We start from the raw sequence: 20,088 nt of genomic DNA, 5'->3' as shown, positions 1-20,088 counted from the left end.
ACCCATCACTGGTTTCAAGCTTCATACCTCAAGTTAATAATGACGTCCTCAGTTAATATTTAGACATAATAAGGCTTCTATCATCTAAACTAGTAGTAAATTCTATTCGATCTGAGGAGTGAACTCCCCGCTCAAAGTGATGTTGAACTGCACAAATACAATCTTCATTATCAAATTGAAAGAAGGATACGCCTTTTTTATGAACCTTGTTTTCAAAAAATAAATGTTGATTGTAGGAATAAACACAATCATATGGTGAAAATGATAAGGAGTTAAGATGTTTGATAAACTGGTTAAATGTCTCGTCACGTAATTCCTTTAACATTTCATCTAGTGCAACAGGAAGTCTTTTTCTAATCCGTATGGTTTCCCCTGAATTTAGTGAAAATAAACCAAGCTCTGTTTTCACCTTACCCAATCCCATCCATTTTCCAGGTTTCCACCCAAGTGGACTAAGAATTTCAAAATCATAATCTCGAATCTCTTCTAATAAATGAAGTTCATCATTCATATCATCATATATAACATATTGTTCGTTCGTTACTTCAATCAAACCAATTAAGTACGAACGTTTTTGATTTAATAACAGATCTGTTCGTTTATAAGGACACATTCATTTTACCCTCCAGTGATTGTGAAACATGTAACAAGAGTTTTTTAGTGGTTTATTCTTCGTTTTAGACAAAATTAGCAATGTTTATGCATGATCAAATTTTCTTAGGACAAATCAACAATTTATTTTGTTGGGCATACAATAAAATCTGCGATAGGTAATAGGACGTGATGTATAAAGCTTAAGAAAATTACACTAGGGAGATGATGCTTCAATGTGTGGGATTACAGGGTGGATTAATTTTAAGGAGAATATAGGCACTGCACAAGATACAGTGATAAAAATGACAGAAACGTTAGCAAAAAGGGGCCCAGATGATACGAACATATGGGGAGAAAATCGCGTGTTATTCGGTCATAAACGTTTAATTGTAGTGGATCCGGAATGTGGAATCCAACCGATGACTCGCACGAAAGAGGGGAATTCCTATACAATTTGTTATAATGGTGAGCTTTATAACACAGAGGATATAAGAAAGGTCCTTTTAGCAAAGGGGTACACGTTTAAAGGTCATTCAGATACAGAAGTACTGTTGCAATCCTACATTGAGTGGGAAGAAGAGTGTGTGCACCATCTTAATGGGATTTTTGCATTTGCTGTTTGGGATTCCACTAAGCAGAAGTTATTCATAGGAAGGGACCGTTTAGGAGTGAAGCCTTTATTTTACAAAGAAGAAAATGGCTCACTTATTTTTGGTTCCGAATTAAAAGCAATATTGGCCCATCCATCTGTTTCGGCTGTGTTGGATAAAACTGGTTTATCTGAAATTTTCGGTGTTGGTCCTTCAAGAACACCTGGTGTTGGTGTTTTTAAGGGGATTGACGAACTACGTCCGGCACATGCTCTTATTTATACAAAGGATGGACTAAAAAAGTGGCGCTATTGGAATGTTGAAAGTAAGCAGCATGAAGATACAATAGAGGAAACAGCCGAAAGAGTTCGTTATTTATTTACAGATGCCGTACAAAGACAGCTCGTATCTGATGTGCCATTATGTACATTTTTATCTGGTGGGTTAGATTCAAGTGCGATAACAGCAGTTGCAGCAGAACATTATAAAAAAGAAGGAAAAGGAAGTCTTCATACTTATTCGATTGATTATGAGGATAACGAAAAGTTTTTCAAAGCGAATGAGTTTCAACCAAATTCAGATGCTCCTTGGATTGACAAAATGAGTGAAACATTCAATACTGTTCACCATCGAAGCATTATTACCCAACAAGAATTAGTGGATCACTTAATAGAGGCGACAACTGTTCGCGATTTACCAGGTATGGCTGATGTTGATTCTTCCTTACTTTGGTTTTGTAGAGAAATTAAAAAGGACTTTGTTGTTGGCTTATCAGGAGAATGTGCTGATGAAATCTTTGGAGGATATCCATGGTTCCATCGACCAGATGATCTAGCAAGAACAGCTTTTCCATGGATGCGTTCAACTGATGAAAGAATAAAGTTGTTAAAGCCAGAATGGCAGGATAAATTAAAGTTAAACGAGTATGTGCAAGCACGATATCAGGAAACAGTCAATGAAACACCACTACTTGAAGGTGAGTCAGAAATAGAGGCGCAAAGACGACAACTCTTTTATTTAAACATCCATTGGTTCATGGCTAACTTGTTAGATCGCAAAGATCGTATGAGTATGGGCGCAAGCTTGGAGGTTCGTGTACCATTTGCTGACCATCGTCTCGTGGAATACGTTTGGAATATCCCATGGAATGTGAAAATGCACGGAGACCGTGAAAAGGGTATTTTACGTAAAGCGTTAGAAGGATTACTTCCGGATGAAGTGCTGTATCGTAAGAAAAGCCCATATCCGAAAACACATAATCCAGAGTATACAAGATTGGTAAAAAATTGGCTTCAATCATTAGTCAATAATAAAGACTCGATCTTACATGTGCTCTTAAATAAACAAGCATTAACTAACATTATTGAATCAGAGGGTAGAGCGTTTCAGGTACCTTGGTTTGGTCAATTAATGTCTGGACCGCAGCTATTGGCACACTTAGCTCAGATTCATGTATGGTTTGAAAACTATTCGATAAATATTGATGAAAGATAAATAGATGAAGGGACTGCTAATAAGCAGTCCCTTTCTTTTACAATTTATTTAGGAGGATACAGCAGGGCGATGAGAGAAGCTTTTTGTCATCCATGCACGAGATTTCCAACGATAAAGCATAATGATCCCTCGGACCCATTCATCACAAATATAAGCGATCCAGACCCCAACAAGGCCTAAATCATAGTGAATCCCTAAAATATATGCAATTGGTACAGCAATGCCCCACATTGAAAGGATTCCCATATAAGTCGGGAACCTAATATCTCCTGCAGCCCGCAATGACCCGATGATCACCATATTAAACGCCCTTCCAGGTTCGAGTAGTATGGTTAGGAGGATGAGTGTCCCACCAATTTCTAGAATTCTTTCATTGGAAGTGAAAATTCCAAGAAGAGGGTCGGAAAAAATGGTGAAAATAATCGCCATAAGAGTCGAGATAACAATTCCCGAATATAAACTACTTAAACAACGTTTATAAGCTGAATCATATTCCTTGGCACCAATTAAATATCCAATCATAATTTGTGTTCCTTGACTGACAGCCATACTAAACAACAAAATAAACATCATTAAATTTTGCGTATAGATTTTGGTAGTTAATGCTTCGGTACCAATCATTGTAATAAAGAACGTAATCACCATTTGTGAAGTGTTATATGAAAGTTGTTCACCTGCAGTAGGTACCCCGATATGCAATAGGTTTTTTAAATGATGTGTTGGTAGCTTGAAAAGTTCTTTAAGATTGATTGTAAAGTGAACACGTTGTTTTAACATATAAAGGATCACGATTAAACCGATTATCCTGGAGACTACAGTTGAAATCGCAACTCCTTGAACACCGAGTACTGGGAAACCAAAAGGACCAAATATGAACAAATAGTTACCAATAATATTTATTAGGTTCATTCCGATGGTAAGATACATCGTATCCTTCGTATAGCCGTAACTCTTAAGAATAGCACTAGCAGTCATAATCAATGCTTGAATAAACGAAAATCCACCAACAAGCTGTAAATAGACAGTTGCTTCGGGTAAGAGCTCCCTAGGTAGATTCATAAGCAAAAGGATATCTTCACTTGCAATTACAATGACTACACTAATTATGATACTTATTAAAAGGTTTGCAGAGAGTGATACAGATGATATCCCTTTTGCATCCTTGTAATTATTTGCACCTAAATATTGAGAAACAAGGATAGTTGTTCCTGTTGCAATAAATCCAAACATGACAATTAACAGAAATAAAATTTGATTTGATACACCAACAGCAGCCACTGAGTTATCAGAGTATTGGCTCAGCATAAGTGTATCAGCATTCCCCATCAACATATGGAGCATTACTTCAATGAAAATAGGCCATGTAAGAGCAAATAATGTCATTTTACGATCTTGTCTTGTTAATGACATATTTCTCAACTCCTTTAATTTATACGTTATTAATCCTTACTTAGTTTACAGAGATTGCAGTATAATAGAAAGGGAGTAAAACGATAATTTTTGGAGAAATACGACTATAAGGAAGATCAAAAATGTCCTATATTGAATTTAAAGTTCCACCATTTCCTACTTTAATTACTGGAGGATATGCGGTATTTGAGAAGGGAACAAAACACTTTAGACGGGTTTTCACGGTATTTGACTTGATCTATGTTAAGTCTGGAGAATTGTATATGACTGAGGATGATATTCCATATACAGTTGGCGCGGGGCAATACATTATATTAGTTCCAGGATTTGAACACTTTGGTCATAAAGGCAGCCAAACAAAAACGGAATACTATTGGCTTCATTTTTTAATGCCTTCAAATTATGATCTTGTTGAAAAAGGTATTGAGAATTGGGCTGATATTCAAGAATCGGAGGGCGATCTTGTTACCCCATCAAGCTATCGATTTTGTCTGCCTTGTTTTGGAGAGATTGAGAATGTGAAGTTCGTAGAAAATATATTTGAAAACTTAATGAGTATGAATCATCAAACACCAGATTATCAGCTGAGACAACAACTGTATTTTCAAGAATTCCTTCTCCACCTGCAAAAAGAAGCATGTAAAATCCCAACTGCTGCTGAAAGAGTTGTTGAGGAAACAGTAAAATATATACAGGAACATTTTAAAGAAGAAGTGAAAATGGAGGATATTGCAAAATACCTTCACTTTCACCCAGATTATATTACACGCTGTATGCAAAAAGTTATTGGTGTCACACCAAATATGTATTTAAACCAGTATCGAATGAATGAAGCGAAAAAAATGTTGGCAACAACAGATGACAAAGTTGCCAGCATCTCTCAAGAGATAGGGATTATCGATTCCACTTATTTTTCAAAACTTTTTAAAAGAATAGAGGGCTTAAGCCCATTAGAGTACAGAAAAGTGATCCATCGACGAGAACGAAGAGGGTAAAGACTACTTATTTATTAGTAAAAACGTAAAATCATATGGCTCCAGCGTGACTGAAACATGGGTAGTATGTGCTGAGAATTCTTCCATTTTCCATAAATCAAGTATGGTTTGATCGTGTAAATCAAGTGGTAATGGAAGAGTTTGCTTAGTAGGGTGATTATTCATAACAGCAAGGAAAAGCTGTTTGTCATTTTCTTTGCTATAACATAAATAATTATGTTCATTACTAGCTTCCAAAACTTTAAAAGTTCCTTCGTTTGCTAGAATTGGATAGCTTTTTCGCAAATTTAGTAGCTTTTTAAAAAATTCTAGCATTTCTTGATCTTGCTCCTCTTTATCCCACACCATACACTTTCTACATCCGGGATCCTGCTCACCTGTAAGTCCAACTTCATCACCATAATAAATTGAGGGTGAGCCAGTAAAGCTAAGCTGAAAAGCGGTTAGTAGCTTTACTTTTTGTTTATTCATACGTGCAAGGTTTAAAAGGCGAGGTGTATCATGGCTCCCAACTAGATTAAACGCCGCCTCCTGAACAGTTTTTTGATATTGGTGTAAATAGGCTTGAAGATCAAGACTAAATTGTTCAGCACCGATCGCATCATAAGCAAAAAAGCGAAGCAGGTGATTTGCTAAAGGATAATTCATTACAGCATCAAATTGGTCACCCTGAAGCCATGGCATAGCATCATGCCATACTTCTCCAACAAGGTACACATCTTTATTTACCTTTTTCACAGCCTGTCTAAATTCTCGCCAAAATTGATGATCAATTTCGTTTGCAACATCCAGTCTCCAGCCATCAATTTGAAACTCGCTTACCCAGTATTGACCTACCTCAATCAAGTACTTTTTTACTTCAGGGTTCTGCGTGTTTAACTTTGGCATTGACTTTTCAAATGCAAATGTATGATATTGAAGTGATTCATCTTCCGGTTGATTTGAAGAAAAATGAAACCAATCCTTATAGGCAGAGCTTTCTCCATTAATTAATACATCCTGAAAAGGGGGAAACTCTTCACCGCAGTGATTAAATACTGCATCGAGCATCACCTTTATTCCATGCTTATGACATTCAGAAACTAAGCGCTTAAAGGTTTGCTTATCACCAAATTGAGGATCAATTTCCATATAATCGATCGAATCATATTTATGATTTGAACGAGCTTTGAAAATCGGGGTAAAGTAAATCCCGCTAATTCCTAAATCAACTAAATAATCGAGATGTTGGATTACACCTTCTAAGTCACCACCAAAGATCGTAGTAGTTGTTGGATCAGAACTATTCCAAGGAAGAGTTTCGCTTGGATCATTTTGAGAATTCCCATTTGCAAATCGATCAGGGAAAATTTGATACCAAACAGTGTCCTTAACCCAGCTTGGGGCAGTAAAACGATCTGATGGATGATGAAAGGGAAAACAGAAATAAGCCGAAAAGTCATCGTGAACAGTATTGCTAAATCCCCTTTCCGTATAAAAACTCTCTTGTTCATTACTTTTCAAATGAAATGCATAGCGCAGCCGCCGCTGTGGTGGAATGATTTCTACAACCCAATAATCAAATAAATTGTCACTGCCACTTTTCTGCATTTCAATAAAGGAATGTCTCCATTTATTTCCTTCAAATTCAAAAGGATCACCATAGTAAAGAAAAATAGTATTTATGTCATTACGTTTTGTCTGTATTTGGATATGTATCATATCGTCATTACATGCATAGGCAAATTGATTTTTTGGTCGATGGTAAATGGCCTCTTTAAGCATAATTCCTCCTTCATAATCCATTCACAGATTTTAAGATCTATTATAGAATCGACACATATTTAAAAAAATAACCAATTAAGTTTGACGTGCTATGAGTGAAAACGCTACTCTTAACATTGTAGACAAAATATTCGCGATTATTGGAGGAACGGAAGAATATGCGAAGGCAAGCTTTAAAACTATTACTTATTCCGTTTCTTCTTTTTTACTCCTTACCAGTAAGTGCAGATGAAAAAGAAGAAAAAACATTGCAGGAAGAATTAATTTATTATGTTGTAGTCGACCGTTTTAATAATGGGAACCCCCATAATGATGGGGATGATCTTGATCCAGATAACCCCGATGCTTATCATGGAGGTGATCTAGAAGGAATAATAAAGAAATTAGATTACCTTCAAGAAATGGGTTTTACCACAATTGCACTATCATCAATTTTCGCAAATGAGGCAAGCGGCTATGCAGGAGATCTAATAGAGGATCACAATAAAGTAGAAGAGCATTTCGGAAGCTTAGAAGATTTGAAGCGATTAGTTAATGAAACACATAAAAGAGATATGAAGATTATGCTAGAGTTTGTTGCAGATCATGTTGGACCTAATCACCCGTGGGTAGAGGACGAAAAAAAACTGCAATGGTTTCATTACAAAGTAGAATTAACAGACGTGCAGAATGAAGAGAACAGATTAAAGGGATGGTATAAAGGTTTACCTGATTTAGCCACTGAAAATCCGGAAACTAGAGCCTACTTAATTGATACGGCGAAGTGGTGGGTGGAAGAAACAAAGATTGATGGCTATTATATTGACCATGCTGATACGATTGAACCGGAATTCTGGCAGATATTTGATGGTGAGATTGAAAAGGTAAACAAGAACTTTTATTTACTGGGTTCACTGCTAGATAATCGGGAAGAAACAATATCTGTTTACAAAGAGGCAGGGTTCAATTCCCTCTTAAATGAACGCTTTTTTAAAGAAGCTTCAGACATGTTTGCAAATATTGATCAGCCTTTTACAGACGTATCTAAAGTAGTAGAGCAATCATCAAAAAAGCTTAGTACATTTATAGATAGTGATAACACAGTTCGTTTTACAAGAAAATCAATTGAAAATCAACAACATCCTGGAATTAGATTAAAAATAGCATTTTCCTATATGTACACAATTCCGGGCACCCCTGTTGTTTATTATGGTTCTGAAATTGCAATTGATGGGGGAGACCCTCCAGAAAATCGACCATTAATGAACTTTCAATCGGATGAAGAACTGATTGATTATATAGCTAAGCTAGCAACAATTAGAAAGAGTTTACCAGCTTTAACAAACGGTAATTATAAAGTTTTGTATGAAAAGGACGGAATGATTCTTTTTAAAAGGACATTTGAAGATGAGACAGTTATTGTCGTCATCAATAATACTTCTTCTTCACAAAATGTTATAATTCCAGCTTCTGAAATTGCAGAAAATAAGGAGCTTCAAGGCTTAGTGACAGGTGATTCCTTTGAAGAGCAAAATGGAGAATATGAGTTTATTATCGACCGCGAATTAGCTGAGGTTTATGAATTGAAAGAAAAACAGGGCCTGAATTTACCGCTAATTAGTGTATTTATCGTTGTGCCAGTTTTGTTTGTTTTATTTTTAATTGCTGCAAAGAAACGTGGACAAAAGAATATTTCATAACTGGAAAGAGTTGATAATAAATCAGCTCTTTTAGTTCTGCAAGAGAAGGGTCAGACCATCCATCTCTTTGGTGAGTTAAAAGAACAGTTGGATGGTTCAGACCCTCTTGATTTCGATCAAACTAGCGCTTTAGATTATTACCCGTTAACTATTTTTCCACCGTTCACATGAATCATCTGGCCTGACATGTAAGAAGAATCATCACTTGCTAAGAAAACATAAGCTGGAGCTAATTCTTCAGGCTGTCCAGGTCGTTTCATTGGAGTGTTTGCTCCAAATGTAGCTACTTGATCAGCCGGGAAAGTAGAAGGGATTAATGGAGTCCAAATTGGACCAGGTGCAACAGCATTTACACGAATCCCTTTACCTGCTAGAGAGAGGGCTAAAGATCTTGTAAAGGTTGTGATAGCACCTTTTGTAGCTGAATAATCAATCAACTGCTCATTACCCGCGTAAGCAGTAACAGATGAGGTATTTACAATCGCACTACCCTTCTTTAAATGTGGAAGTGCTGCTTTTGTTAAATAAAAGAAAGAGAAGATGTTTGTACGAAATGTTCTTTCAAGCTGCTCACTTGTTATGTCTTCAATGCCTTGTTGTGGATGCTGTTCAGCGGCATTGTTTACTAAAATATCTAATCTTCCGAATGTGTTCATTGTTTCTGAAACGATTTGCTGACATACCTTTTCATCACCAATATCACCTGAAATAAGCAGGCACTTTTGTCCTTGTTCTTCAACGTGCTTTTTTGTTTCGTCTGCATCTTTTTGTTCATCTAAATAGGAAATAACAACATCTGCGCCTTCTTTAGCAAAAAATACGGCAACAGCTCGTCCAATTCCACTATCCCCGCCAGTAATAATCGCTACCTTGTTTTTAAGTTTCCCACTCCCGGTATAGGTTGAATCATCAAATTTAGGTGTTGGATTCATCATATCCTCATGACCTGGCTGTACATCTTGATGCTGTGGCGGCATTGTTTGTTTCGGTTGATTTTGATTGTTACTCAATATAATTACCTCCTCGAATTAACTGCCGTATAGTAGTATGTGAAAAAACATCTAAAAGTATGTTCTAGTGAAGTGGTTTTGATATTCCCGAAAAAAGGAGAGGGTAAACACACAGTAGGAAATGATGTAGCGATAATAACTAAGAAAACTTGTGGAAATAAAAAAAAGAAACCTGAAACTTAAACGTCAGATTTCTTTTGATATAAAGGTGTAATATTATTGCAAATTCTCCCTCATTTTAGAAAGAATCGTTCTTAATTGAATAAGCTCTTCCTCAGATATATTTTCACAAAGAATTTCGTGAAATTCTTCTGCAATAGGCAGGACATGTTCACTTAGATTCCTACCTTTTTCTGTTAGATATAACCTTTGCGCGCGACGATCTTTTGGACAGATTACCTTTTTCACAAACCCCTTTTGTTCAAGACCTTGCGACATTCTAGCAATATTCGTTTTATCTTTATTTAGCTTAATTGAAATTTCATTTTGGCTGAGTCCATCTTGTTCCCAAAGTAACATCATGACTAAATTTTGTTCTGGTGCAATGTTAAAGGGGGCTAATTTCTTTTTCACATAATTTGTAAACATTAGATCTGAATGATGGATAAATATACTTATATAATCATCTAAAAATAGCTTCATTACATCTAATCTCCTAAATTGTTACTTGTTATGAATAAATTTACTTACAAGTATACCTTATATCAATTTATAGGAAAATAGAATCAGACCAAAAAGTAAGCCTTTTGGTCTGAGGAAGAACTGTTTAAAAAGTATTTGCAGCTGTTGCAGCTTCTCTTATTCCATTTTCAATAATTTCACTAGCTTGTTCAGGGAATTGATTATGTCCTTCAATGATGATGTTAGTAACATTGTTAATACCAAAGAAATCTAAAATTGTTGTGACATAGTTAACAGCCATTTCTTTAGAAGCAGCAGGTCCTTCTGAATACACGCCACCTCTTGCATTAAGAAGAGCAACTTTTTTATCAGATAGTAAACCAACAGGTCCCTCTGGCGTATATTTGAACGTTGTTCCAGCTTGGCATAGATAATCCATATACGTATGCAAAACAGCAGGGACAGCAAAGTTCCAAAGTGGAAATGCTAATACAATTTTATCTGCAGATAAAAACTGGTCTAGATATTTTTTGACAGTGACTGTAGCAACTTGTTCATCAGAAGATAACTCGATACCCTTACCTAATTTAAACATTCCATTGATCATATCTGCTCCATAATAAGGTAAGTTTTCACTGAATAAATCAAGCTCTGTGATTGAATCTTCTGGATGGGATTCCTTGTAGCTTTGTAAGAAAGCCTCATATAATTGAACACTAACAGCCTGTGATACAGGACGTGAATTTGCTTTAATAAATAATACGTTTGACATAATTGTTTCCTCCAATTTTTGTTGTTATAGCAACTATTTTAAATAAGAACTCTGTCTAAGAGAAAACAGAGAAGATGGCAATTGGTTGCTATAGCAACCGGTTGTTTAATTTCATGTTATTTTTTTTGTTCATCAAAGTAGTTGCTACACTTTCTTTTTAACATCCTTGATTTTAGTTAGTTAAACTCTTTATGTCAATTGTTTAGCTCGAGTTCAAAACAATATCCACAATTGAACGAGTCCTTAACTTCTAAGGAATAGTATAACTGTTATTTTAAGAAATGAATTCATGTGATTGTCGGAAGTTTGCTCATTAATTAGACTTAAGACTTTTGATGTAGGTCAAGGTCAATACATGGGTTTGGGTTTACCGATTAAAATAATTGAACTACAAAATCTAAAGATTGAACCATTTGAAGCGAGGATTGAACCAGTTTTGAGCAAAAATGAACCATAGCTTAGCTGAGCTGAGCACCTTGGATGAATCACTAGAACAAATAATTGAACCAGAAAATCTAAAGATTGAACCATTTGAAGCGAGGATTGAACCAGTTCTGAGCAAAAATGAACCATAGCTTAGCTGAGCACCTTGGATTGAATCACTAGAACAAATAATTGAACCAGAAAATCTAAAGATTGAACCATTTAAAGAAAAGAATGAACCAGTTCTGGGCAAAAATGAATCAAGCTTGAGCCAACTGTTTTCAACAGCAAACCTCTCGTTCGTTTTTATAAATTCATTAGAATAAGCCCCGAAACGTAAAGTTTCGGGGCTTTTCTTCAAAAGTATTACATTACATTAAAATATCTTGCTTCCGGATGGGCTACGACGATTGCTGTAACAGATGCTTCAGGCTCCATCATAAAGCCTTCTGTTAGCTGAATTCCAATATCTTCAGGTCTTAATAGCTTAAAGAGTTTTTCTTGATCTTCAAGGTCAGGACAGGCTGGATAGCCAAATGAATACCTTTGACCTTGGTATTTAGCTGAAAAGCGCTGATCCATTGTAAAGTCAGGGGCATCAGGGAAGCCCCAACGATCACGAACAAGCTGATGTGTTCGTTCTGCTAGTCCTTCTGCAAGCTCTAGAGCAAGAGCTTGAACAGCATGGCTTTTTAAATAATCGCCTTGTTCCTTAAAGCCTTGTGCTAACTCGCGAATTTGGCTACCTGCTGTAACTGCAAACATGGCTACATAATCAAATCCATCTTCCTGCTTAGGGCGAACATAGTCTGAGATACAACGGTATGGTAGTTTTTCTTGTCTTGGAAAATCAAATGTTTCCAAAATTGAATTTGTGTTATTTGGATCTAAAATATGCAATTTATTCCCTTCGCTATAAGATGGATAGAATTGATAAGCAACAGCTGGCTTAAACCAATTCTTTTTGGCGCCATCCTTTAATAGGTCTTGAATTAACTCAACTAATTCTAATGCTTTTGGATCTTTCTTTTGCACTAATTCCTTGATTTTTCCTTTTAGTCCAAGATGGTGTCCAATTAGCATTTGCATATTTATATATGGAATAATTTGAGTTAGGTTAATATCTTTAAGCAGATGACGTTTTGTATCAACTGGTGTAAAGATTGGTGCTTCACTAAGGTTGCCACGCTTTTCTAATAGCTCAGTAACAGCTTTCGATTGTGCACTTTTTGGTTTCGATTCTTCAGTAACTGCCGCTTCTTTTTCAGCAAACAGCTCTGGAGTAGTCCGCAATTGATTTGCCAATGATAATCCGTCCATTGCATCTTTTGCGTAAACAACTGGACCCGTATATTGTGGAGAGATTTTCATTCTCGTGAATTTTCTTGAAAGGGCAGCTCCACCTACTAAAATTGGTACGTTGCAATTAGCTTCATGTAAGTCCTGAGCAGTAATGACCATTTGCTGAGCAGACTTTACTAAGAGCCCTGACAATCCAATAATATCGGGATTCTCATCTTTGACTGCTTGAATAAGTGTTTGAGGTGTTACTTTAATTCCCAGGTCAATAACCTTATAACCATTATTACTTAAAATAATGTCCACCAAGTTTTTACCGATATCGTGAACATCACCTTTAACAGTTGCTAATAAAATTTTACCTTTTCCACTATCGTCTTTCTTGTCCATAAATTGTTCTAAATAAGATACCGAAGCTTTCATTACTTCAGCACTTTGTAATACTTCAGCAACAATTAATTGATTGTCATTAAACAAGACACCAACCTCGGCCATTCCAGCCATTAGGGGTCCGTTAATGATCGAAAGGGGATCAGGGTACTTTTTAAGAGCTAATTCTAAATCTGGAAGAAGACCTTCCTTTGTTCCTTCAACGATATAAAGAGCTAGTCTTTCCTCTAATGGAAGAGATTTTACTGGCTTTTTGTTTTCCTTTTTCTTCCCTCGATAAAATGCAGTAAACGCAGCAAGTGTTTCATCCGTTGTTTTAAATAACAGATCTTCTGCTTGCTTGATTTCTTCCTTTGGAATCGAAGCAAAACGCTCTAATTTTTCGGTGTTTACGATCGCATAATCAAGTCCTGCTTGTGTGCAATGGTATAAATAAACTGCATTCAATACTTCACGTCCAACAGGAGGAAGGCCAAAGGATACATTACTTACACCAAGGATTGTTAAGCATTCTGGTAAGTGTTCCTTTATCAGTTGAATACCACGTACTGTTTCATTTGCAGATCCAATATATTGCTCATCACCAGTTCCAACTGGGAAAACAAGTGGATCAAAGATTAAATCACTCGCCTTAAGACCATGTTTTTTGACAAGTAAATCATGTGAACGAATCGCAACCTCAAGCTTCTTTTCAGCTGTTAATGCCATCCCAATTTCATCGATGGTCCCTACAACTAAAGCTCCACCATATTTTTTTACAAGGGGAACAATTGCATCAAAGCGTTCTTCACCGTCCTCAAGGTTTATTGAGTTGATGATAGCTTTACCTTGAGAATATTTTAATGCTCTTTCGATGACATTTTCATCTGTTGAGTCAATAACAAGAGGGGCCTTTACCTTTTTAACAACCTCTTGAATGAATGCTTCCATATCTTCAAGTTCATCTCTGTCAGGGTCTGCTAAGCAAATATCGATAACATGTGCACCATTTTTCACCTGTGCTCTAGCAATTTCAGAGGCTTCTTCAAATTTTTGTTCTGCAATCAACCGTTTGAATTTACGAGAACCTATAACGTTTGTTCTTTCTCCGACAAATAGTGGACGCATGCCATCTTCATAAAGAAGGGCATCGATTCCAGAAACAGTGTGACCACTTGAAACGTCTTCGATGCTCCGTGGGTTGATCGTTGCTACAGCATCAGAGATGGCTTTAATATGTTCAGGAGTTGTTCCACAACAACCGCCTACAAAATTTAGCCAGCCTTGTTCAGCGAAGCCAACAAGTTTTTTGGCAAGTGACTCAGGTGATTCATGGTAATTACCTTCTTCATCAGGTAAGCCAGCATTCGGATAACAACTTACAGCTGTATTCGCTAATCCGGATAATGTACGGATATGGTCTGTCATAAATTCAGGACCTGTTGCACAGTTTAGACCAACCGAAATTGGTTTCATATGCTCTAATGAGACATAAAAAGCCTCAATATCCTGTCCTGCTAATGTTGTACCCATTGGTTCAATTGTTCCTGAAACCATAAGTGGAAGCTCTTTACCTGTTGTTTCAAATGCCTTTTGGATGCCTAAGAATCCAGCTTTTACATTGAGCATATCCTGGCTAGTTTCAAGGAGAAGTAAGTCAGCGCCACCGATAATTAATCCTCTTGCTTGTTCTTCATAGTTATCGACTAAAGTATCAAATGTTGTCCCACCAGTTACAGATAACGTTTTCGTTGTTGGACCCATTGCTCCTGCAACATATCTTGGTTTTTCAGGTGTGGAAAATTTATCAGCTGCGTTTTTTGCAATTTTAGCTGATTCAATATTAAGTTCAAGGGCGAAAGAACCTAGGTCATATTCATCTAAAACAAGACAAGTAGCTCCAAATGTGTTTGTTGAAATGATATCTGAGCCTGCTTCAAGATAGGCTTCATGAATCATTTCAATTGTTTTCGGTGCTGTTAAAGTTAAATATTCATTACAGCCTTCGTAGTCTTCACCACCAAAATCATCAGGTGTAAGATCAGCAGCTTGAATCATTGTACCCATTGCACCGTCAAGTACAAGTATCCGTTTTTTTATTTCATTTTTGATGCTACACATGTGTAATCTTCCTTTCAGCCAGTTGTTTTTCCTTCTCATGGATGTAATTGGTTAGCTCCACTGTAAGGTCGTACTGTAAAAATGGAGTTATTAAATAAATTCCATTAAATAAATCAAATGCTGTATCAATAAGATCCTTTGCAATGGCTAAGCCCTCTTGGCGGGCTTGTTCCTTATCTGTTCCAGCTGCTGCCATTTTTTCACGAATCGAATCTGAAAGTTTAATTCCAGGAATTTCATTATGAATAAATTCTGCGTTACGGCTTGATGTCAATGGCATGATCCCGATGTAAATAGGTGCTTTTAAGTTTCTGGTTTCCTCATATACATCTACAATTTGCTGACTTGAATAAAGAGGTTGTGAGATAAAATAATCTGCACCATGGGCAATTTTCTTTTCAAGTCTGACAACAGCCTTATCTAAGTGACGAACATTTGGATTAAAGGCAGCCGCAACTGAGAAGTTGGTTTTTTCACCTAATGGTTTACCGGAGTAAGAGACACCTTCATTGAATTGTTTAATTAAACTGATTAAATCAAACGAGGAAACATCATAAACAGAAGTTGCCCCAGGGAAATCACCAATTTTTGAAGGGTCACCAGTAATTGCTAGTACATCAGATAGTCCTAATGAATGTAAACCCATTAAATGAGACTGTAAGCCAATTAAGTTTCGATCACGACATGTAATATGAATTAATGCTCTGCCACCTGTTTTTTCTTTTGCGAGTATTCCGGCAGCTAGGTTACTTACCCGTGGAGAAGCAAGCGAGTTATCTGCAAGAGTCAAAGCATCGATACCTGCATGATGAAGCGCTTGTGCCCCTTCAAGGAATTTATTCATTCCAAGCTTCTTCGGTGGGTCAAGCTCAACAATAACTGAACGTTTTTCCTTTACAATCTCCTGAAGTGGAGGAAGTGTGTCAGTATTACTAGATGTGATATTTACTTGTACTTGCTTCGGAACTCTTACCTTTTTATCTGTAACAGGAGCAAGATGCCCTACAGCTTCAGCGATTGCTTGAATATGTTTTGGTGTTGTTCCACAACAGCCACCAATTAGGCGAACACCTTGGTCTCTAAATTTCAGAGCGCTCTCCTTAAAGTAACCTTCATCAGATTCATAAACAAGACGACCTTCATTTAAAGCAGGTAAGCTACTGTTCGGGAATACAGATAGATAGGCTGACTCAAGAAGTGGAACCTCCTCAAGAGATTGAATCATATGGTATGGACCTAAACGGCAGTTTAAGCCAATTACATTTGCACCAAGCTCTTCGAGAGTTGAAAAAGCATCTGTTAATGCTGTTCCATCTTGTAAAACACCTGCTTCATGGAGGGATACATTGGCAATGATTGGTTTATTTGTTTCCTTTTTTGCAATTTGGAGTACTGTTTTCATTTCCTCTAAATCATAGTAGGTTTCAAGTAATAGGCCGTCTACATCTTCATTTAGTAAGATAAACAACTGCTCTCTAAAATTGCGTTTAATTTCTTCAAGTGTATGGGCACTTTTTTTGAAGGAACGAACTCCGCCAATAGTTCCAAATACATACGTCGAAGAAGTAGCTGCTCGTTTGGCAATTTCAACAGCAGTTTTGTTAATTTGTCTAATTTCATCCTCTAGGCCGTAACGTGAGAGTTTAATATCATTTGCCCCATAGGTGTTCGTCTGAATTAGGTTAGCACCGGCTTGAATATATGCTTGATGAACGCGCTTGACATCATCAGGTTTTGATAGGTTTAATTCTTCAAAACAACGATCAACACCATGGGAATAAAGCATTGTTCCCATTGCACCGTCCCCAATTAAAATCTTACTTTTTAAGTCTTCCAAAAAGCTCATAGAAAAGCCTCCGATCTATGTAGTAGTGTGAGGAGAAAAGATGAATCGAAATAATAATAAAAAAAGCCCTCTTAAGAAGAAGGCTGAATGATTCAAAGCTTCCCCTTATCTTTCAAGCATCTTACATGCTTAGCTGGAATTAGCACCTTGGCACTCGGAGGATAAGTAGGATAGATTAAATTGTTTAGAAAGGTTGTAAACCATACTGTTGTTTGTTTTCTATCCGCACCTGCAAGCTTTGTAGATGCGGATAGAAAACAACTTAAGGTTTATTTTCTTCCTTTGAACAATCAACTAAAATCCAGGTCTTCACTCGTTATGGACCGGTTGCTGAAGCTTCATAGGGCCAGTCCCTCAGCTTCTCTTGATAAGATATGAAATTATTGTATTTACTTTAATATATTGAAAAGTGTTACAACTAATTTATCTAATATTATGAAAAATATCAATAGTTAAATGATATTTTGGATAAAATTAAGTGTGGGAAAAGGTGGTAATCAAGTTTTGAAACGTAAAAAAGGCAGTTCATGTGACAACGATTTGTTTGATGAACTGCCTGGGAAAATCATATAAGATTACTTTTGGTAGGAACTTTGACATCCAGCTCCAGCGCTTTTGTTTTTAGCGATAATTAATAAACTGTACGTCAATTGGTAGGTCAGCTTCTCTTATTGCAGCAATGACTTGTTGTAAATCGTCTCGGCTTTTTCCTGTTACACGAATTTGATCATCTTGAATTTGAGTTTTCACCTTTAAGCCAGCGTTTTTAATAAGCGTATTTATTTTTTTTGCATTTTCTTTATCAATCCCAGAAACTAATTCTGCTCTTTGACGAACTGTTCCACCTGAGGCATTCTCAATTTTTTTATACGAAATATTTTTAATTGGTACATTTCGTTTAACAAGTTTTGATAATAGGACATCTTTTAGTTGGTCTAGCTTATACTCATCGTCTGAGACTAAAACTAGTTCTTCTTTTTCTAATGATATATTACTTTTGCTCCCTTTGAAATCATAACGAGTAGCAATTTCTTTCATTGCTATACTAATTGCATTTGTTACTTCAGGGAATTCAATTTTGGATACAATATCAAATGAACTATCTTTCGCCATATTAATCCTCCATTACGTATATAATATGGTTAGATTATAGTAAAATAAAACAATGTTCACAACTTTTTAAACGCTCAGATGATTATTGAGTATAATTGTTTGCTGAAAACGACGTATAAATGATGAGAAAGTGAGAACTAATAATATTTTCACTTAAATGATGAAAGGAACGATAAATGATATGATGCCAGGCACATTTGCAATATTAACGATAGATGAAAAGGTTGATTATGGATACTTCTTAACAGATGGAGATGAGCGCGTACTATTACATAAAAGCGAAGTGATAGGAGAAATCGAGGTTGGAGAAAAAATTGAGGTCTTTTTCGTGATTGATGCTCAAGAACGATTGTATGCAACAATGAAAAAACCACTGATTACGGATCAATCATATGGTTGGGTCGAAGTGGTAGATGTAGTAGATGATATGGGGGCATTTGTGGATATTGGCTTGAGTAAGGATGCTCTTGTTGCAATGGATCACCTCCCGTTTTTAAGAGAAGTATGGCCTAAACCAGGGGACAAGCTTTATTGTACATTAAAGGTTTCAGGAAATGGCCGTTTTTTTGTTCGCCTAGCGACAGAGGAAATTGTTGAACCTCTCTTTAAAGATGCTGATCGTTCGTTGTTTAATAAAGAAATATCAGGAACTGTTTACAGAATGATTGTAGCAGGTTCATTCATATTAACTGAAGAAGGCTATAAAGGTTTTATCCATTCCTCACAGCGAACCGTTGAGCCGCGTTTAGGTGAAACAGTAACAGGACGAGTTATTGACGTGAAGGAAGATGGGACTCTTAACGTCAGTTTATTGCCTCGTAAGCATGAGGCATTGAGTGGTGATGCAGAACGAATTTATGGTTATATGCAAGAAAGAGGCGGAGCTATGCCTTTCAATGATAAAAGTGATCCAGATGATATATATGAACGATTTGAACTAAGTAAAGGTGCGTTTAAACGAGCTTTAGGGCATTTAATGAAAAATGGTAGAGTTTATCAAAAAGATGGCTGGACATATTTTAAAGAACAGCAGGATCAATAAAAATAACAAAACGTCCTCCATTTCTAATTAGAAATGGAGGACGTTTTTTATTGGCGATATGAATATGACGATGGTTCATTTCGTAATAAGTCAATTAACTGACGATTTAAAGCAAACGTTAGGCAGTTTTAAACTGAAGTAAATAATAGATAATATAAAAGTAAGATCCTGTCATACAGGTTCATACTTTTAGGCTCTTTTCTAAAAGATTGTTGTTTTTGAACAAAACTGATTAGGTTGATTGGTGCGGAAGGTGCGAGACTCCTGTGGGAGTAGCGGGACAGATGAGACCCCGCAGGCGCTTCGCGCTGAGGAGGCTCATCGCCCGCCCCACGGAAAGCGAGCATCCTGGAGCGCCAATCAACCAACCCAATACTATTTTAAAAGCAACAAAGTTTGCGAAAACAGCCTACTTTTATAAGTAGATTCATTTCAAACCAAAATCTTGACGCTTTCATAAGCTACAAAATATACTGATTTTATAGAATGTTTAGTATAAAGGATTGGTATGGGATGGAAATAAAAGTGCTTGCAGTTGAAGATGGAATTCATAATAAGTTAAAGCTATCAAGAGAGCAATATGCACATCTAAAAGATAAGAATGTTTTTTCGCTTGGTGATCAAGTATATCATTATGGGAGAATGGACCTACAAACGAATTGTCTAACGATATATGTAAAACCAGAAAAATAACAACCTATAGAACAATAAGGTCTTTCACTTAACATGAGTTGCATGCCTAAGTAAAAGACCTTTTGTTCATTTATGATCTGTTCTCTTAGAATATTGACGTTCACCTTGCTTGCGATTTTTATCACGCATCATGTTTTTTTCATGGCGCTTAGCATTGTTATCTTGTGCCTTTTTATCGTTATCACTAGTATGTGGCATGAAAAAACTCCTTTCAAACGAATATAGCTTTATCATGCCCTTTCCGAGCTTTAAA

General features: G+C 36.4%; 16 protein-coding genes and 1 riboswitch. Of the genes, 6 read left to right on the top strand and 10 right to left on the bottom strand.

What is annotated here, in order from left to right; translation table 11 throughout:
• Positions 1–52: 52 nt before the first annotated feature.
• Positions 53–613, bottom strand: coding sequence for a DUF2777 family protein (locus tag WCV66_RS26060; protein WP_066336466.1), 561 nt, complete (start codon positions 611–613; stop codon positions 53–55).
• A gap of 214 nt (positions 614–827) precedes the next feature.
• Between WCV66_RS26060 and asnB the strand changes: the two genes are divergently transcribed.
• Complete coding sequence (asnB, locus tag WCV66_RS26055; protein WP_066336462.1) at positions 828–2,678, top strand: asparagine synthase (glutamine-hydrolyzing); 1,851 nt, start codon at positions 828–830, stop codon at positions 2,676–2,678.
• A 48-nt stretch (positions 2,679–2,726) separates the two neighbouring features.
• On the opposite strand, the gene WCV66_RS26050 is transcribed toward asnB, so the two are convergent.
• Complete coding sequence (locus WCV66_RS26050; protein WP_338787430.1) at positions 2,727–4,088, bottom strand: MATE family efflux transporter; 1,362 nt, start codon at positions 4,086–4,088, stop codon at positions 2,727–2,729.
• A 122-nt stretch (positions 4,089–4,210) separates the two neighbouring features.
• Here WCV66_RS26050 and WCV66_RS26045 point away from each other — a divergent pair, with 122 nt between their 5' ends.
• Positions 4,211–5,083, top strand: a complete 873-nt coding sequence (locus WCV66_RS26045) for a helix-turn-helix domain-containing protein (RefSeq protein ID WP_185654003.1) — start codon at positions 4,211–4,213, stop codon at positions 5,081–5,083.
• A 3-nt stretch (positions 5,084–5,086) separates the two neighbouring features.
• Here the strand turns inward: WCV66_RS26045 and WCV66_RS26040 are convergent, their stop codons facing one another.
• Entirely contained in the window at positions 5,087–6,847 is a 1,761-nt protein-coding gene (locus WCV66_RS26040) for an alpha-glycosidase (RefSeq protein WP_338787429.1), read from the bottom strand.
• A 158-nt stretch (positions 6,848–7,005) separates the two neighbouring features.
• Between WCV66_RS26040 and WCV66_RS26035 the strand changes: the two genes are divergently transcribed.
• Positions 7,006–8,526 carry an alpha-amylase family glycosyl hydrolase gene (locus tag WCV66_RS26035; protein WP_338787428.1) on the top strand — a complete coding sequence of 507 codons (1,521 nt, stop codon included), beginning with the start codon at positions 7,006–7,008 and terminating at the stop codon, positions 8,524–8,526.
• Between the two features lie 137 nt (positions 8,527–8,663).
• Here WCV66_RS26035 and WCV66_RS26030 read toward each other — a convergent pair whose 3' ends face one another.
• The 5 genes from WCV66_RS26030 to WCV66_RS26010 all read right to left on the bottom strand — a co-directional run bounded on the left by WCV66_RS26030 (position 8,664) and on the right by WCV66_RS26010 (position 16,987).
• Positions 8,664–9,503 (bottom strand): SDR family oxidoreductase, encoded by an 840-nt coding sequence (locus WCV66_RS26030; RefSeq protein WP_066337321.1) that lies wholly within the window; start codon positions 9,501–9,503, stop codon positions 8,664–8,666.
• 249 nt (positions 9,504–9,752) lie between these two features.
• Positions 9,753–10,178, bottom strand: a complete 426-nt coding sequence (locus tag WCV66_RS26025) for a MarR family winged helix-turn-helix transcriptional regulator (RefSeq protein WP_066336442.1) — start codon at positions 10,176–10,178, stop codon at positions 9,753–9,755.
• 124 nt (positions 10,179–10,302) lie between these two features.
• A complete protein-coding gene (locus WCV66_RS26020; protein ID WP_066336440.1) occupies positions 10,303–10,929 on the bottom strand; it encodes an FMN-dependent NADH-azoreductase in 627 nt (208 codons plus the stop codon).
• Between the two features lie 789 nt (positions 10,930–11,718).
• On the bottom strand, positions 11,719–15,141 hold the full coding sequence (gene metH, locus WCV66_RS26015) for a methionine synthase (protein WP_338787426.1): 3,423 nt from the start codon (positions 15,139–15,141) through the stop codon (positions 11,719–11,721).
• Positions 15,134–16,987, bottom strand: coding sequence for a bifunctional homocysteine S-methyltransferase/methylenetetrahydrofolate reductase (locus tag WCV66_RS26010; RefSeq protein WP_066336431.1), 1,854 nt, complete (start codon positions 16,985–16,987; stop codon positions 15,134–15,136). Before WCV66_RS26010 ends, metH begins: the two co-directional genes overlap by 8 nt.
• A 102-nt stretch (positions 16,988–17,089) precedes the next feature.
• A riboswitch (SAM riboswitch) is annotated at positions 17,090–17,361 on the bottom strand.
• A gap of 28 nt (positions 17,362–17,389) precedes the next feature.
• Here WCV66_RS26010 and WCV66_RS26960 point away from each other — a divergent pair.
• Positions 17,390–17,443 carry a hypothetical protein gene (locus WCV66_RS26960; protein WP_369094754.1) on the top strand — a complete coding sequence of 18 codons (54 nt, stop codon included), beginning with the start codon at positions 17,390–17,392 and terminating at the stop codon, positions 17,441–17,443.
• A gap of 165 nt (positions 17,444–17,608) precedes the next feature.
• Here WCV66_RS26960 and WCV66_RS26005 read toward each other — a convergent pair whose 3' ends face one another.
• Entirely contained in the window at positions 17,609–18,100 is a 492-nt protein-coding gene (locus WCV66_RS26005; RefSeq protein ID WP_207976821.1) for a YajQ family cyclic di-GMP-binding protein, read from the bottom strand.
• 181 nt (positions 18,101–18,281) lie between these two features.
• Here WCV66_RS26005 and WCV66_RS26000 point away from each other — a divergent pair, with 181 nt between their 5' ends.
• Both WCV66_RS26000 and WCV66_RS25995 read left to right on the top strand, forming a co-directional pair.
• On the top strand, positions 18,282–19,142 hold the full coding sequence (locus WCV66_RS26000; protein WP_066337319.1) for a S1 RNA-binding domain-containing protein: 861 nt from the start codon (positions 18,282–18,284) through the stop codon (positions 19,140–19,142).
• A 513-nt stretch (positions 19,143–19,655) separates the two neighbouring features.
• Positions 19,656–19,835: a hypothetical protein gene (locus WCV66_RS25995; RefSeq protein WP_066336420.1), complete on the top strand. Its 180-nt coding sequence runs from the start codon at positions 19,656–19,658 to the stop codon at positions 19,833–19,835.
• A 66-nt stretch (positions 19,836–19,901) separates the two neighbouring features.
• Here WCV66_RS25995 and WCV66_RS25990 read toward each other — a convergent pair whose 3' ends face one another.
• Positions 19,902–20,033: a DUF3941 domain-containing protein gene (locus WCV66_RS25990; protein ID WP_083964714.1), complete on the bottom strand. Its 132-nt coding sequence runs from the start codon at positions 20,031–20,033 to the stop codon at positions 19,902–19,904.
• Between the last annotated feature and the right edge of the window lie 55 nt (positions 20,034–20,088).

The sequence above is a fragment of the Metabacillus rhizosphaerae genome, assembly GCF_037201795.1.
GTDB classification, from domain to species: Bacteria; Bacillota; Bacilli; order Bacillales; family Bacillaceae; genus Metabacillus; species Metabacillus rhizosphaerae.
This window is presented reverse-complemented; position numbering and strand designations above follow the sequence as displayed.

Bases quoted from the DNA above. Each gene is read 5' to 3' on its own strand.
- WCV66_RS26060 (WP_066336466.1), bottom strand. From the start codon at position 613: ATGTGTCCTTATAAACGAACAGATCTGTTATTAAATCAAAAACGTTCG.
- asnB (WP_066336462.1), top strand. From the start codon at position 828: ATGTGTGGGATTACAGGGTGGATTAATTTTAAGGAGAATATAGGCACT.
- WCV66_RS26050 (WP_338787430.1), bottom strand. From the start codon at position 4,088: ATGTCATTAACAAGACAAGATCGTAAAATGACATTATTTGCTCTTACA.
- WCV66_RS26045 (WP_185654003.1), top strand. From the start codon at position 4,211: ATGTCCTATATTGAATTTAAAGTTCCACCATTTCCTACTTTAATTACT.
- WCV66_RS26040 (WP_338787429.1), bottom strand. From the start codon at position 6,847: ATGCTTAAAGAGGCCATTTACCATCGACCAAAAAATCAATTTGCCTAT.
- WCV66_RS26035 (WP_338787428.1), top strand. From the start codon at position 7,006: ATGCGAAGGCAAGCTTTAAAACTATTACTTATTCCGTTTCTTCTTTTT.
- WCV66_RS26030 (WP_066337321.1), bottom strand. From the start codon at position 9,503: ATGCCGCCACAGCATCAAGATGTACAGCCAGGTCATGAGGATATGATG.
- WCV66_RS26025 (WP_066336442.1), bottom strand. From the start codon at position 10,178: ATGAAGCTATTTTTAGATGATTATATAAGTATATTTATCCATCATTCA.
- WCV66_RS26020 (WP_066336440.1), bottom strand. From the start codon at position 10,929: ATGTCAAACGTATTATTTATTAAAGCAAATTCACGTCCTGTATCACAG.
- metH (WP_338787426.1), bottom strand. From the start codon at position 15,141: ATGTGTAGCATCAAAAATGAAATAAAAAAACGGATACTTGTACTTGAC.
- WCV66_RS26010 (WP_066336431.1), bottom strand. From the start codon at position 16,987: ATGAGCTTTTTGGAAGACTTAAAAAGTAAGATTTTAATTGGGGACGGT.
- WCV66_RS26005 (WP_207976821.1), bottom strand. From the start codon at position 18,100: ATGGCGAAAGATAGTTCATTTGATATTGTATCCAAAATTGAATTCCCT.
- WCV66_RS26000 (WP_066337319.1), top strand. From the start codon at position 18,282: ATGATGCCAGGCACATTTGCAATATTAACGATAGATGAAAAGGTTGAT.
- WCV66_RS25995 (WP_066336420.1), top strand. From the start codon at position 19,656: ATGGAAATAAAAGTGCTTGCAGTTGAAGATGGAATTCATAATAAGTTA.
- WCV66_RS25990 (WP_083964714.1), bottom strand. From the start codon at position 20,033: ATGCCACATACTAGTGATAACGATAAAAAGGCACAAGATAACAATGCT.